General features: G+C 70.4%; 16 protein-coding genes. 6 read left to right on the forward strand and 10 right to left on the reverse strand.

What is annotated here, in order from left to right:
• Nucleotides 1-39: 39 nt before the first annotated feature.
• The 3 genes from EHO50_RS10780 to EHO50_RS10790 are packed head-to-tail and all read right to left on the reverse strand — an operon-like array spanning nt 40 to nt 1,804.
• Nucleotides 40-261 (reverse strand): hypothetical protein, encoded by a 222-nt coding sequence (locus EHO50_RS10780; RefSeq protein WP_128429663.1) that lies wholly within the window; start codon nt 259-261, stop codon nt 40-42.
• Entirely contained in the window at nt 258-1,448 is a 1,191-nt protein-coding gene (locus EHO50_RS10785) for an RNA polymerase sigma factor (protein WP_128429664.1), read from the reverse strand. The genes EHO50_RS10780 and EHO50_RS10785 overlap by 4 nt, the downstream gene beginning before the upstream one ends.
• Nucleotides 1,445-1,804 (reverse strand): YciI family protein, encoded by a 360-nt coding sequence (locus tag EHO50_RS10790; protein ID WP_128429665.1) that lies wholly within the window; start codon nt 1,802-1,804, stop codon nt 1,445-1,447. Before EHO50_RS10790 ends, EHO50_RS10785 begins: the two co-directional genes overlap by 4 nt.
• A 236-nt stretch (nt 1,805-2,040) precedes the next feature.
• Here EHO50_RS10790 and EHO50_RS10795 point away from each other — a divergent pair, with 236 nt between their 5' ends.
• Nucleotides 2,041-2,481, forward strand: a complete 441-nt coding sequence (locus tag EHO50_RS10795) for an SPW repeat protein (protein WP_128429666.1) — start codon at nt 2,041-2,043, stop codon at nt 2,479-2,481.
• An 82-nt stretch (nt 2,482-2,563) separates the two neighbouring features.
• On the opposite strand, the gene EHO50_RS10800 is transcribed toward EHO50_RS10795, so the two are convergent.
• A complete protein-coding gene (locus EHO50_RS10800; protein ID WP_128430651.1) occupies nt 2,564-3,331 on the reverse strand; it encodes an ArsR/SmtB family transcription factor in 768 nt (255 codons plus the stop codon).
• A gap of 325 nt (nt 3,332-3,656) precedes the next feature.
• Here EHO50_RS10800 and EHO50_RS10805 point away from each other — a divergent pair, with 325 nt between their 5' ends.
• Nucleotides 3,657-4,241: an AAA family ATPase gene (locus EHO50_RS10805; RefSeq protein ID WP_128429667.1), complete on the forward strand. Its 585-nt coding sequence runs from the start codon at nt 3,657-3,659 to the stop codon at nt 4,239-4,241.
• Nucleotides 4,242-4,311: 70 nt separating this feature from the next.
• The gene (locus EHO50_RS10810) at nt 4,312-4,575 is read left to right on the forward strand and encodes a GlsB/YeaQ/YmgE family stress response membrane protein (RefSeq protein WP_128429668.1); all 264 of its coding nucleotides are present in this window, start codon (nt 4,312-4,314) and stop codon (nt 4,573-4,575) included.
• Between the two features lie 138 nt (nt 4,576-4,713).
• Here the strand turns inward: EHO50_RS10810 and EHO50_RS10815 are convergent, their stop codons facing one another.
• Nucleotides 4,714-5,655: an NAD-dependent epimerase/dehydratase family protein gene (locus EHO50_RS10815; RefSeq protein ID WP_128429669.1), complete on the reverse strand. Its 942-nt coding sequence runs from the start codon at nt 5,653-5,655 to the stop codon at nt 4,714-4,716.
• Between the two features lie 83 nt (nt 5,656-5,738).
• Entirely contained in the window at nt 5,739-6,515 is a 777-nt protein-coding gene (locus EHO50_RS10820) for a GNAT family N-acetyltransferase (protein WP_128429670.1), read from the reverse strand.
• A 118-nt stretch (nt 6,516-6,633) separates the two neighbouring features.
• On the opposite strand from EHO50_RS10820, the gene EHO50_RS10825 reads away from it, so the two are divergent.
• The gene (locus EHO50_RS10825; protein WP_128429671.1) at nt 6,634-7,119 is read left to right on the forward strand and encodes a nucleoside deaminase; all 486 of its coding nucleotides are present in this window, start codon (nt 6,634-6,636) and stop codon (nt 7,117-7,119) included.
• 38 nt (nt 7,120-7,157) lie between these two features.
• Here the strand turns inward: EHO50_RS10825 and EHO50_RS10830 are convergent, their stop codons facing one another.
• From EHO50_RS10830 to EHO50_RS10845, 4 genes are all read right to left on the reverse strand, one after another.
• Complete coding sequence (locus EHO50_RS10830) at nt 7,158-8,012, reverse strand: GNAT family N-acetyltransferase (protein ID WP_128429672.1); 855 nt, start codon at nt 8,010-8,012, stop codon at nt 7,158-7,160.
• 234 nt (nt 8,013-8,246) lie between these two features.
• Nucleotides 8,247-8,900, reverse strand: coding sequence for a chaplin (locus tag EHO50_RS10835; RefSeq protein ID WP_128429673.1), 654 nt, complete (start codon nt 8,898-8,900; stop codon nt 8,247-8,249).
• Between the two features lie 246 nt (nt 8,901-9,146).
• Nucleotides 9,147-9,362: a hypothetical protein gene (locus EHO50_RS10840; RefSeq protein ID WP_128429674.1), complete on the reverse strand. Its 216-nt coding sequence runs from the start codon at nt 9,360-9,362 to the stop codon at nt 9,147-9,149.
• A gap of 103 nt (nt 9,363-9,465) precedes the next feature.
• The gene (locus EHO50_RS10845) at nt 9,466-10,326 is read right to left on the reverse strand and encodes an alpha/beta fold hydrolase (RefSeq protein WP_128429675.1); all 861 of its coding nucleotides are present in this window, start codon (nt 10,324-10,326) and stop codon (nt 9,466-9,468) included.
• A 235-nt stretch (nt 10,327-10,561) separates the two neighbouring features.
• On the opposite strand from EHO50_RS10845, the gene EHO50_RS10850 reads away from it, so the two are divergent.
• Together EHO50_RS10850 and EHO50_RS10855 are read left to right on the forward strand one after the other, a co-directional pair.
• Complete coding sequence (locus tag EHO50_RS10850; protein WP_128429676.1) at nt 10,562-12,172, forward strand: alpha/beta hydrolase; 1,611 nt, start codon at nt 10,562-10,564, stop codon at nt 12,170-12,172.
• 64 nt (nt 12,173-12,236) lie between these two features.
• The gene (locus tag EHO50_RS10855; protein ID WP_128429677.1) at nt 12,237-13,334 is read left to right on the forward strand and encodes a baeRF3 domain-containing protein; all 1,098 of its coding nucleotides are present in this window, start codon (nt 12,237-12,239) and stop codon (nt 13,332-13,334) included.
• Nucleotides 13,335-13,416: the final 82 nt, after the last annotated feature.

Here is a 13,416-nt window from a genome sequence, read left to right on the forward strand (position 1 = left end):
CAGCGGTGTTGCTGAATCATTGCGCCACCTGAGTGACGATCACCAGGTCGCTGACCTGCGGTTTCCAGGGAGATCGGAGCGGTTTCGCCACCGGGGCATCAGGACGGCCGTCGTCGGCAGGTCCCGCCGCGCGGGGTGAGGTGGCGAGTACGCGGCGGCCGCCACCGTCATGTAGTGGCCCTCGCCGTCGGAGAGCAGGGAGAGCAGGGAGATCACCCGCCAGGCGTCGAGCGAGCAGCCGCGCCGCGGTACGGCTGTCATGCGCGCAGGAGTTCCCGGCGCCGGCGTTCGAGCCAGGCACGCTCTGCCGGGCTCTCGGTCAGGGCGAGCGCGGCCTCGTACGCCCGCACCGCCTCCGGGGCCCGGCCGAGGCGGCGCAGCAGATCGGCGCGGACCGCGTGGAAGACGTGGTAGCCGTTCAGGTCGAGAGCGTCCACGAGGTCGAGGGCCACTTGCGCGCCCTCGACCTCGGCCGCGGCCACCGCCCGGTTCAGGGCGACGACGGGGCTGGGGGCCAGAGCCATCAGCTGGTCGTACAGCTGTAGCACCTGCCCCCAGTCGGTGGCCTCGGCGGTGGGCGCGTCGCTGTGCACGGCCTGGATGGCGGCCTGGATCTGGTACCGCCCCGGCTGGTTCCGGCGCAGGCACCGCCGTACGAGGGCCTGTCCTTCCGCGACGAGGCGGCGGTCCCAGCGATCCCGGTCCTGGTAGGGCAGCGGCACGAGCGCCCCGTCGGCGTCCTCCCGCGCGGGCCGGCGGGACTCGACGAGGAGCATCAGCGCGAGCAGGCCCGTGACCTCGGGCTCGTCCGGCATCAGCTCGGACAGCAGCCGACCCAGGCGTACGGCTTCCGCGCACAGCTCGGGCGAGCCGCCGTACCCCTCGTTGAAGATCAGGTAGACGACGGCGAGGACGCCGTTCAGCCGGTCCGGGAGGTCGGCGTCGCGAGGCACGCGATAGGGGATGCGGGCGTCGCGGATCTTCGCCTTGGCTCGCACGAGGCGCTGGGCCATGGTCGGCTCGGGCACCAGGAAGGCGCGGGCGATCTGGGCGGTGGTGAGTCCGCCGAGCAGGCGCAGGGTGAGGGCGATCTGGGCCTGGGTGGCGAGGGCGGGGTGGCAGCAGGTGAAGATGAGCCGGAGCCGTTCGTCGCGCACGGGGCCCTCCTCGGGCGGTGCGTCGGGGGCGTGCAGCAGGGCGGCCTCGGCGTGCCGTTCGTCCCGTCTGGCCTCGCGGCGCAGCCGGTCGATGGCACGGTTGCGGGCGGTGGTGATGATCCACCCGGCCGGGCTGGGCGGCACACCGGTCTCGGGCCAGCGCCGCACCGCCGTGGTGAAGGCGTCCTGTACCGCTTCCTCGGCCAGGTCGATGTCGCCGAGGAAGCGGACGAGGACGGCGACCGCACGGCCGTACTCGGCGCGGAAGACGGCCTCGACGTCAGCGGTCATCCGTCCTCGGCTTCGCCCTGGAACGGCCGGACCTCGATGGGCAGCAGCCGCACGGCCTCCGCCTTCTTGCGGGCCCACATGAGCGCGGCATCGAGGTCGGGCACCTTGATGACGGTGAACCCGCCGAGGTGCTCCTTGCCCTCGGCGTACGGACCGTCCGTGGTGAGCACCTCGCCGTCCCGCATCCGGACGACGGTGGACGCCTCGGGGCCGTGCAGACCGCCACCGAAGACCCACACGCCGGCCGCCTCCATCTCCTCCCTCACGGCTGCCAGGTCCTTCATGATCGGGTCCAGGATCTCCGGCGGGGGCGGGTCCCCGACGGGTTGATGCATGGCGAGCAGGTAGTACTTCATGACGGCCTCCTGTTGGCGTTGGGCCTTTCTCACCTCCTACACGAACGACGCGGCCCCGGATCGACACCCCGCACACCGACACCGGACAGGTTTTTCGGAGAGCGACTCCGCTTACATCGTCATGAACTCGTCGAGCTCTACACATAAAGAAAAAATAAGCGCAGAATGTGCGTAGGCGGCGCTTACCGCACACCGCACCAGACGCGGTCAGGCCTGCGAGTCAAAGGAGACGAGTCATGGCCAACGTCTCGCCCACCAGAGGTGACATAACTGCTCACCCTGATGTATCCGAAATGCGGGAACGCTACGCCCGCATGCTCGGCGGTCGTGATGTGACGCTCTTGGACGGACCGGTGTTCCTGCTCGGTCTGTACTGCGCGGCGTCCCCGTGGATACTCCACTACACGACCAGCCAGCCGCCGCTCGTGACCCACAACCTGATCATGGGTATCGCGATCGGCCTGCTGGCCCTGGGGTTCACCCGGGCTCCGGAACGCATGTACGGCCTCAGCTGGGCCTTCTGCGCGATCGGCGTCTGGATGATCATCGCGCCGTGGGTCGTCGGGGACAGCCCGGACGCGGGTGTCGTCGTGAACAACATCATCGTCGGCGCGCTGGCCGTGATCCTGGGGCTGGTGTGTGCCGGTACGGCGGCGAAGAGCGCCCCCAGGCCGTAGCAGCCCACCCGAGAGGACAACAGGTCGGCCGGTCCGCCCACGCGGACCGGCCGTCTCACGTCCGCCTTTGCGGCAACCCCGTTCAGCGGGCCGGCATGAGCCACGGCTCCTGAGGCAGTACGTGGCCGGTTTCCAGGAGCGACTTGAGGTTGGACAGCACCGCCGGCCAGCCGGACGACACGTCGGCGCGCGCGCTCTCGTCCGGGAGGTCCTCGTGGGTCACGGTGAGGCGGACGATCTCGGCGTGCTGCTGGATGTCGAAGGTGACCCGGGAGTGCTTGTCCTGCTGCCCCTCCTCGTCCGGTGCCGCCCAGGTGGTGACCAGGCGGCTCGGGCGCTCGCTCTCCACGACGGTGCCGACGACGTCGGCGATGCCGGAGCCGTCCGTACGCACGTGTTCCCAGCGGGATCCGGGCCGCCAGTCCGAGACGTTGCTGTGGCCCCAGTACGCGGCGGTCAGGTCCGCGTCGGTGAGCGCGTCCCAGACCTTCTCGGGCGTGCTCTCGATGTAGGTGACGTACACGAATGTGGGCTTGTCGGTCATGGCTTCCTCGGCTCGTCGTTTCACGGCGCCGAGCACGCGCAGGCGCGGGCGCTCGAACTTGTCGATCCACCGCTCCTGGATCTCGTGGAGCGGGACCGGATTGAGGTAGTGCAGCTTCTCCCGCCCCCGCCGCACGGTGCCGACCAGGTTGGCGGCCTCCAGGACGGCCAGATGCTGGGTCACCGACTGGCGCGTCATGTCGATACGCGCGCACAGCTCCCCCAAGGTCTGCCCGTTGTCCTCGTGCAGCCGGTCCAGGAGCCGTCTGCGTGTGTCGTCGGCCAGCGCCTTGAAGACCTTGTCCATCGCGGAGTCGCTCTCTGATCGCACACTCAACGTTATGCAGGCAATTACCTGCATGTCAATCAGGCCGGGCGGCCGGCGGCGCCGCCAAACATGGGCGAGGTCGTTGTGGCATACGCCGTCCTGATCACCTGCCAATGGCGTTGAGTGCGTCAAGCCATGGAAACGTCGGACGAGTTGACTGCCGACGCGCACGAGCGCCGCATGGGTGCGTGAGCAACTCCCGCACATGTCCGGGCCGTTCGGGCGACGCGCAGCTCAGCCGATAACCACGAGCACGACCCAAAACCGCTCGCCAAGGATGCCCACGCCCGGGCACGCTGCCCGCATGGATCATGCGGAGGTACTACTCATCGGAGGACGGGCCGGGGTCGGCAAGACCACGGTGGGCTGGGAGGTCTCGGCTCGGCTGCGGGCCGCGCAGGTCGCGCATGCCGTGATCGACGGGGACTTCATGGGAGCCGTCCATCCGGCGCCTACCGGGGACGCACACCGGGCCCACATCACGGAGCGGAACCTGACTGCCGTGTGGGGGAACTATGCCCGGCTCGGATACCGGCGTCTCGTCTACACGAACACCGTCAGCGTGCTCGACGAGGCAGCGCCCATGTTCCGCCGGGCCATGGGCGACGGCGTACGACTCGTACGGGTTCTGCTCACCGCCACCGACGAGACGGCCGAACAGCGGCTGACCGGGCGCGAGCTCGGCTCCGAGCTGGAGCACGAGGTGAGGGGCAGTGCCCGCAAGGCACGGCTTCTGGACGAGCGGGCGCCCGCGGACGTTCTGCGCGTGGTGACCGACGGCCGCCCGGTGATCGACATAGCCGCGGAGGTGGTGGCCACCACCGGGTGGGTCACGGACATCACGGGCAGGGGCGGAGCGGTGATCGGTCCGGCGTCCACCGCTGGTTGAAGCGGAACGGACTGTCCCTCCCTCCAGGGGGAACTCGACTTATTGCGGGGGAAGGAGGAAGAGGGGCGAAATGGAGATCTCGGGCATCATCAGTGCCATCGTCATCGGCATCGTCATTGGTGTGCTGGGGCGGCTCGTGGTGCCGGGCCGTCAGCGCATCGGGGTCCTGTGGACGATCCTCGTCGGCATCGTGGCCGCACTGCTCGGTTCGGCGCTCGCGGCCGGCCTCGACGTGGCCGACACCGACGGCGTCGACTGGATCGAATGGCTCATCCAGATCGGCCTCGCCGCACTGGGCGTCGTCGCACTGGACCGGACGAAGGCGCGCCGCTGACGCGCCAAGCGGATAGTTGGACGCAGAGAGACATAAAGGGAAGCAAAGAGAAGCAGGGCGAGGCACACGCGGAAGGCGGCAAACGCGCAGACACGGGGTCGTGAAGGGACTGCGCGCCGACGGCATGCGGCGCGCCGTTCACGTGAGTGCCGCGGCCCGCATCGCGGCGAGGCCGTCGCGAGTCGCCGGGTGGGCGGGCGTCCAGCCCAGTTCCCGCTCCGCCTTCGCCGTGGACACCCGCAGAGTCGTCGACATCACCGTGTGGGCGTACGACATGGGCCTCATCAGCCACAGCGGTACGGTCAGCGGCCTCGGCAGCCCGAACTCCTCGGCCACGCACCGGACATGGGTGCCGAAACCCATCGGGGTGCGGTCGGCGATGTTGTACGCCTGCCCGGGGCGCCCGCGCTCGACGGCGGCGACCACCGCTCGGGCCGCGTCGGTGAGGTCGATCCAGGGCAGGACCCGGCCGTGATCGGCGGGGACGGGAAGTTGCCGCTTGCGCAGCATGGACAGGAGGGCGTCGGTGCCGCCGGGGCCGTAGAACAGGCCGAAGCGCAGCGCGATGCCGTCCAGCCCCTGGGTATTGAGGGTGAGTTGTTCCTTGATGCGCATCGCCGCGATGTGCCGTTCCAGCTCCGGGGAGCGGCCGCGCGGACCGAAGGTGTCGGCCTCGACGATCACACGGTCGCCGTGGTCGCCGTAGCCGTATCCGAAGACCATGGACTCCGCCACGAAGCGTCGGGCGCCGGTGGCCTGCGCGGCCTCGATCAGGTGGGCGGTTCCGTCGACGCGCAGCGCGTTGGTGGCGTGCATGTCGCGGTGGCGCATGGGCGGCTTGCGCAGCGCGGTCGCCGCGTGGATCACGGTGTCGAAGTGGTGGCCGTCGACGGCGCGCAGCAGGGCGTCGCGGTTCGTCAGGTCGGCCTGGATGTCGTTGCGCCCGCCACGGCCGAGGCCGGTGACCTTGTGGCCCGCCTCCGTCAGGGCATGGGTGATGTGCCTGCCCAGGACGCCGCCGGCGCCCGCGAGGAGGATGCTCCGGCTGTGGCCGCTGTCGTTGCTCTGGTTCGTCGTCATGACCTTGCGACGGATCGAACGAGCCCGGATGTGACATCCCGGCCGAGGTGACCACCCGGCGTGATCGGTGCGCCTCGGTGTCCCTACGGCGCGTACACGTACGGCGTCGTCGTGGTCAGCGGTTCGAAGCCGAGCCGTTCCAGGATGGGCCGGCTCGTGCTCATGGCGTCGACCTGGAGGTACCGGTAGCCACGGTCCACGGCGGCACGGGCGCGGTGTGCGACCAGTGCGCGGTAGATGCCCCGGCCCCGCCAGCCCTCGACGGTCCCGCCGCCCCACAGCCCGGCGAACCGCGTGCCCGGCACGAGCTCCATCCGGGCCGCGCTCACCGGGGTGTCACCGGCCAGCGCGACGACCGCGACCACGGTGTCCGGGTCGGCCGTGAGCTGGGCGAGCAGCTGGTGCCGGAGGCGGGAGCCGTCGGTGCCGAACGCCTTCTCGTGCACCTCGGCGACGAGGTCCACTCCCGCCCGGTCGGTCACGGAGAGGAAGTGGATGCCCTCCGGCGGCTCCGCGTCCAGGTTCAGGTCGGCTGCCTCACCGATCATCAGCGTCTCCTCGGGCTCGGACGTGAACCCGGCGTCCCTGAGCCGCTGTCCGAGGTCGACCGGGAAGTCATGGCCGTAGAGCTTCCACTCGAACTCGTGCCCCAGCCCGGAGAAGTGGGCGATCTGTGCGGCGATCGCCGCGTCGGCGCTCGCCTCGTCGAGGTCGGACCACACGACGCCGTTCCAGCCGAGTGCGGACGACACCTGGCGGACCACCCCGCCGACCCTCTCGACCAAGGCATCGGGACCGTCCGGCCGCGCGCCTTCCCGCATGTCCCGATCGAAGAGGGCGAGCACCGCGGCATGATCCATGGGATCACTCCAGCACCCCGCCCGTGCCGCGGCAAGGCCTTTTCGACCCGACCGCACGCAGTCTGGGCGAACATGGGGTGCGCAAGGCAAAGCCGCACCGCGAGGAGGGCCGTACGTCATGGTCGTGAAGGACTCCGAACTGCCGCACCTGCGTCGCTGCGTCGCGCTCGCGGCCCAGGCGCTGGAGGCCGGGGACGAGCCGTTCGGCTCGGTTCTCGTGGGGGCGGACGGCGTGGTGCTCGCCGAGGACCACAACCGGGTGGCCTCGGGCGACCGCACCCGGCACCCCGAGTTCGCGCTGGCACGCTGGTCCGCCGCCCACATGACGCCCGAGGAGCGGGCCGCCGCCACGGTGTACACCTCCGGCGAGCACTGCCCGATGTGCGCGGCCGCGCACGCGTGGGTGGGCCTGGGTCGGATCGCGTACGTCGCCTCCTCCGAGCAACTGGCTGGATGGCTGGGCGAGTTGGGGGTGCCCGCGCCGCCCGTGCGGACTCTTCCGGTCCAGGAGGTCGCCCCCGGCGTGGTCGTGGACGGCCCGGTGCCCGAGCTGACGGACGACGTCCGCGCACTGCACTTCCGCTTCCACCGGCGAACCGGCTGAGGCCTGCCGAGAGGGGTGCTGCGGACCGGGCGTACGTGCTAGCCGAGTTCCAGGGTCGTGACGCCGAAGACGCGCTCCTCGGCGTACGGCCGCACCGGGCCCGTGTACATGCGGGCCGTCTCGAAGGAGGGGGTGAAACCGGCCTCCTCGGCGAGGGCCACGCCCGCCGCGTTGGGCTCGGGCACGTCGATGGCGACCTCGCGGCCGGCCGCCTCGGCGGTCAGGGCGGCGAACAGGGCCCGCGCGTCCTCGGCGGTGTCCGCGAAGAGCGGGCCGATGCGCCGGCAGTCGTGGCCGGGGCGGATCACGCCGTAGCCGGTGACACGGCCGCCGGTGCGGCGGACCACGGCGTGGTGTCCGGTGCCGGTGAGCCAGTGCGCGAGGAAGCGGGGGCGGCCGGCCGGGGTGCAGGTGCCGTCGTACACGGTGATGTCCTCGATGTCGTCGGACCGTACGACCCGCACATCCGCCGGCACCTCGGAGGTGGGCGCGGTTCCGGTGAACCGGACCGTACGGTGGGCGAGTTGGAAGCCGGAGCGGCGGTAGTTGTCCTGCTGGGCGACGACCCCGTCGAGTCCGATCGTGCGGTCTCCGGCGTGGGCCAGCGCGGTCTTCCACGTGGTGAGGCCGTGGCCGCGGCCGCGCAGGTCGGGGCGGACCAGGTAGTGGCCGAGGAAGGCGTAGTCCGTGCCGTAGTTGACCACCGAGATCGCCGAGACGGGCTCGCCGTCGATCCGGCCGAGGAAGAAGCCGTCGGGGTCCTCGGCGAAGAAGGCCGGTCCGTCGGCGAGCCCGGGGTTCCAGCTCTCGTCGGCGGCCCATCCGCGGATGACCGACCAGTCGTCGAGGCCTGCACGGCTGACGACGAGGTCTTCGGAGGCCGGAGAGGCCATGAGTACGCTCCATTCCATGGGGGCTTCGCATGCGCACGGTGATCGACCGCGCACGGAGCATCCTTGCGGATCGTCCGAGAGGACGCCACGGCGTGATCAAGCCGTTGACGCGCCCCAAAGGGCCTTGGCCGTCCGGGTGTTCGGTACTTCAGTACTGAAGTGCTTCGGCACGACGAAGGCCCCACCGCTCGCCAGCCCGGTGGGGCCTTCCGTGCCGCGTGCGAAGACGCGGGGTCAGCGCACCGCCCCGGGACGGAAACGCCGGTACAGGATGGCCCCGCTCAGGACGAGAACCGTGCCACCCGCCACGGCGGCGAGGGTCTGGTCCGCTCCCGTGTGGGCGAGGGCGACCTCGGGCCCGTGCGGGACGAACGCGGGCGGCGCCGGACGCGGCTGGTGCCTCGTCGGCGGTACGGCCGGCTTGGGCGCCGGCTCGGTGGTGTGCGGAGGGTGGTCGCCGGGGGTGTTCACGGACTCGTTGCCGGTCGCCGGGTTGCCGACGCCGACCACGTTCACCGTGTTGCCGCTGACGTTCACCGGGAGGTGGACGGGCAGCTGGATGGTGTTGCCGGAGGCGACGCCCGGCGAATCCTTTCCGCGTCCCTCGGCCGAGGCTCCGCCGTTCGACGTGCCTCCCGTCTTGCCGCCACCGCCCTTGTTGGTGCAGGTGTTGCCCACGGCGGGGTTGAGCAGCCCCACCACGTTCACGGTGTTCCCGCACACGTTCACCGGTACGTGCACCGGGAGCTGGATGGTGTTGCCGGAGACCAGCCCGGGTGAGTCGGCCGCGGCACCGTCCGCCGCGGAGTCGGCATACGCCGGCATCGTCACAGCCATCGCGCCGGTGGCGGCGAAGGCGATCACACCGTTTCGGGTAACCCGTCTCATAGGTTCCCTCCCTGCCTTCCAGACATGCTCGCGAGCACTCGCCCGCACCGGATAAAACGCCGATGAACCATTCGAGTTATGGCTTATCGGTCTTTCACCCCATCGAGCGGCATGGTTGTCGAACTGAGTGATGACTCCGCATTCACCCGACTTGTTGTTCAGGCTCGCCAAGGAGGGGGACGTCGATGTGGTGATGCCGACGAAGCACGCAGCAAGGTCCCTGTGCCCTTGCTGCGGTGCTGGACGTCATCGCTTCCACGCCTCCGGGCCGCCGCCGCGCCACTCGATCAGCCTGGACCGCCGTACGTACTCCTCGTCGGCGTCCTCGATCCCCGCCCGGCGCAGGAACTCGGCGACGTCCAGCAGCCCGTACGCCATGCCGAGGAAATGGTCACCGGCACGGACCCGTCGGCCGCCGTCCTCGGCGGGCGGGTAGATCGCGATGGGCTGCTCGCCGTCCATGGCACCAGGGTGCGGCCTGCGTCGGCCGCTCGCATGCGGGGCTGCTGTGCCATACGCCGGACCCCGTTGTTGCCGCTCGCCCGCAGGCCGCCCTCCACTGCCTCTACTGCGTCCTGGTCGCGGCGAGTTCCCCCAGCACTCGGGCCGCCGCTGCCGGGGCGACCAGCCACTTCAGGTGGCTGCCCTCGAGGGTGTGGACGTCGTACGGGTTGTCCGGTGTGAGGGCGTTGCCCTCGCGGATCAGCCGGTCCTGCAGGGCGAGCGGCAGACTCGCGTCGTCGGCCAGGCGCACGTACGTCTTCGGAATGCGGCCCCAGGTCGCGGCCTGCGCCCGGTCGGCGGAGGTGCCGACATCCAGGTTCTCGTCGGGCTGGAAGGTGTTCAGGAAGGTCAGGAACTCCTCGTCGGTGCCGTCGGCCAGGAAGGCCGCCTTGAACGCCGCGAGGGCGTCCGGATCCGCGGTGCGGAAGTTGACGCGGAGCAGGCCGAGTTCGGCCGGGTTCCCGGCCATCGCCGCAGCCAGGGAGCCTGCGTCGACCGTGGCCATCTCCGGTTCGGCGTAGTAGTCGCTGACGTCGAGATCGACGGGGCACCAGGCCGAGACGTAGACGATGCGGTCGATGAGGTCCGGCCGTGCGTTGGCCGCGGCGGTGGCGGTGACGCCTCCGCGGCTGTGCGAGACGAGGATCACGGGACCGTTGCGACGTGCCCGTTCCAGGATCCCGATCAGGTGCGCCGCGTTGTCGGCGAGCGTGACGCCCTTGATCGAGCCGGGCGTGGTGGCGAGGGCTTCGAGATCCTGCGGGGCCTGATAGGCGCGCGAGTAGGTCGCCCTGAAGCCGTGACCTGGCAGGTCCACGGCGACCGAGCGGTGCCCGAGGAGACCGAGCTCGGCCTGGAGCGGTGCGAAGGAGAAGGAGTTCGCGAAGGCTCCGTGAACCAACACGAAGGTCGGTTGCTGCATCTGTCTGCCCACTTTCCGAATGCCTGGAATTCGAACGTTCACACTAATCAATCAAAGATCATCCGCACCACCGGTACGATCCCCTCCGCTTGCGGCCCGCCCGACGGGCACACAAGGCGCGCAGCGTACGGGCGGCCAGGCGGCCCGCTCGTCCGGAGGCGTGGGTTCCAGGGCCCGCTTATCGTGATCGAGGACGCCGTACCCCGGTCCGCGACGGGCGTCCCTGGAGGCATTGATGCTGGCCAAGCTGTCAACGCGGCCCTCACTTCGGCGCTGCGCGGTCACCGGCGCGGTCGGACTGGTCCTGCTCGGCACTGGACTGCCGGCGGCCACGGACAGCGCCGAGCCCGACCTCAGCCGCTTCTACCGGCAGAAGGTCACCTGGGCCAAGTGTCCGGGCGAGGGCCTGCCGAAGGATCTGCAGTGCGGCAAGGTGACCGTCCCCCTCGACTATGCCCGTCCCCGGGCGGGGAAGCTCGATCTGGCGCTCGCCCGCTACCGGGCCACGGGCGAGAAGCAGGGCTCGGTGCTGCTGAACTTCGGCGGGCCGGGCGGCCCCGGTATCCCTGAATTCGCCGAGGGCGGCAAGGAGTTCATGGAGCTGACGGACGGCTACGACATCGTCACCTTCGATCCGCGCGGCGTCGGCAGGTCCTCCCCGGTCAGCTGCGGGGACGGCGAGGAGGACATCGCCGTGACGGGCGACGGCACGGAAATCGGCCGCGATCCGCAGTCCGTCCTGAAGCAGTTGAGGAAGGCGGCCGACGCGTGCGCCCGGCACTCCGGGCCCGTACTCCCCCACATCGGCACGGTCAACACCTCGCGCGACATGGACGTGATACGCCAGGCCCTCGGCGACAAGAAGCTGAACTACCTGGGGTTCTCCTACGGAACCCGGCTCGGCGCGGTGTACGCCGCCCAATTCCCCGAGAGAGTCGGCCGATTGGTGCTCGACGGGGTGGACACGCTGACCGAACCGCTGACCGAGCAGGGGGTGGCAGGCGCCCAGGGGCAGCAGAAGGCGCTGGAGGAGTTCATCAACTGGTGTGTGAAGGACATCGCCTGTCCCTTCGGGCAGGACCCTCGCGAGGCCCGTAAGGAGGTCGTACGACGCGTCGAGTCGCTGGACGAGGACCCGCTGCCGTCGGCCTTCGGTGAGCCGTTCACCGGGCAGGACCTGGTCGGGGCCCTCGCACAGGCGCTCTACAGCGAGGAGTTGTGGCCTTCCCTGGAGCGGGCCCTCGCCTCGCTGTTCGAGGACGGCGACCCGCACGCCATCGAGACGTTCGCCACCGGCGGGGCCGCACCCACGGGCCGGGAGGAGACCGGGGCGACCAAGGTGACCGAGGAGACCGGGGATCCCGATGGCGGGCTCGTCGACGACGAGGACGTCCCGCTCGACAACCTCCCGGCGGCACTGATGGCGATCAACTGCGCGGATGATCCGGACCGCCCGACGGACGAGCAGATCATCGGCAATCTCGACCGGCTGCGCGCCGAGTACGAGCAGGCGTCACCGGTCTTCGGCCCCTACCGGCTCACGGGAGTGCTGATGTGCTACGGCCGCCCCAGGGGCACGGACTTCATCCGCGACGACGTGAAGGACGTGCACACGTCGAAGATGCTTCTCGTGGGCACCCGCGGCGACCCGGCGACGCCGTACCGCTGGACCGTGGAGACGGCGAAGCGACTCGGTCCCTCGGCCGTGGTCCTGGACAACAAGGGCGGCGGCCACACCGGATACGCCTCCTCCAAGTGCGTGCACGGCAAGATCGACGCCTTTCTGCTGTACGGCACGCTGCCGGCCGACGGCAGCTCCTGCGGGCCGGAGGACGTCGGGGAGTAGGCCGGGCAAGGGCGATGGGATTGCCCCTAATGCCCGATCGGTGAATCGGTCCTATCGTGCTGTTATGGAGCACGCACTCAGTCCCACGACCCTCATCGAGCTGCGGCGCCCGCGCCCCTATCCGGCCGTGTCCGTGCTGACGCCCACACATCGCCGAGAGCCCTATCGGGCCCAGGACCAGGTTCGGCTGCGCAACGTCGTGGCCGAGGCCAAGAAACAGCTGGAGGCCGACCCCTCGGTCACCCGCGAGCGACGGGTGGATGTCGAGCGACAGCTCGACCAGGCCCTCGCCGAGGTCGATCTCACCTATGCCGAGGACGGCCTGGTGATCTTCGCAGCCCCGGGCGAGCACCAGGTGTGGTCGCTCGCCCGCACGGTGCCCGAGCGCGTGGTGCTCTCGGACACCTTCCTGACCCGCAACCTCGTCTCCGCGGAGGCCGCCGAGCGGCCGTACTGGGTGCTCTCGGTCTCCCCCGACCGGGTCACCCTGTGGGCCGGCAGCCTGGACCGCGTCACCGAGGCCCGCATCGGCGGTTTCCCGCTGACCAGGCGTTTCGACAACTTCGACGCCGAGCGCCAGGAGCAGATCGGCGACATGCCGAGCACGTACCGCGACGAGGGCACCCGCCACTTCCTCAAGGACGCCGACTCCGCCATGAGCGCGATCCTCCGGGACAATCCGCGGCCGCTGTACATCACCGGCGAGCAGGCGGCGCTGTCCCTGCTGGACGAGATCGGCGGCACCGCCAAGGACGCGGTGCACGTCCCGCACGGCGGGCTCGCGCACGGCACGCACGAGGCGGTGTGGCAGGCGATCCGGCCGGTGATCACCGCCGAGGACCGCAGAAACACCGACGCCGTGGCCCGGGAACTGGAAACCGCCCTCGGCCGCAAGGCGTTCGCCGCCGGTGTCGACGAGGTCTGGCGCAGCGCCCGGGAGGGCCGGATCCGGCTACTGGCCGTCGAGGAGAACTACCGGGTGACGGTACGCGGCGAGGACGGCGACCATCTCATCCCCGCCGAGAGCGGCGAGCTCGACGCCCGCGAGGACATCGTGGACGAGATCGTCGAGCAGTGCCTGGAGACCGGTGCCGAGGTCCGTTTCGTACCGGACGGCACGCTGAGCGACTCTCAGGGGATCGCCGGGGTGCTGCGGTACTGACGCCGGAGCGATGAGGAGGCACAGCGGCGGTGGCCCGGTCGCCTCCTCATACGGCCGGCCTTCCCTACGCCGCCTCCTCCTA

The sequence above is a fragment of the Streptomyces cyaneus genome (assembly GCF_004028635.1).
GTDB lineage: Bacteria > Actinomycetota > Actinomycetes > Streptomycetales > Streptomycetaceae > Streptomyces > Streptomyces cyaneus.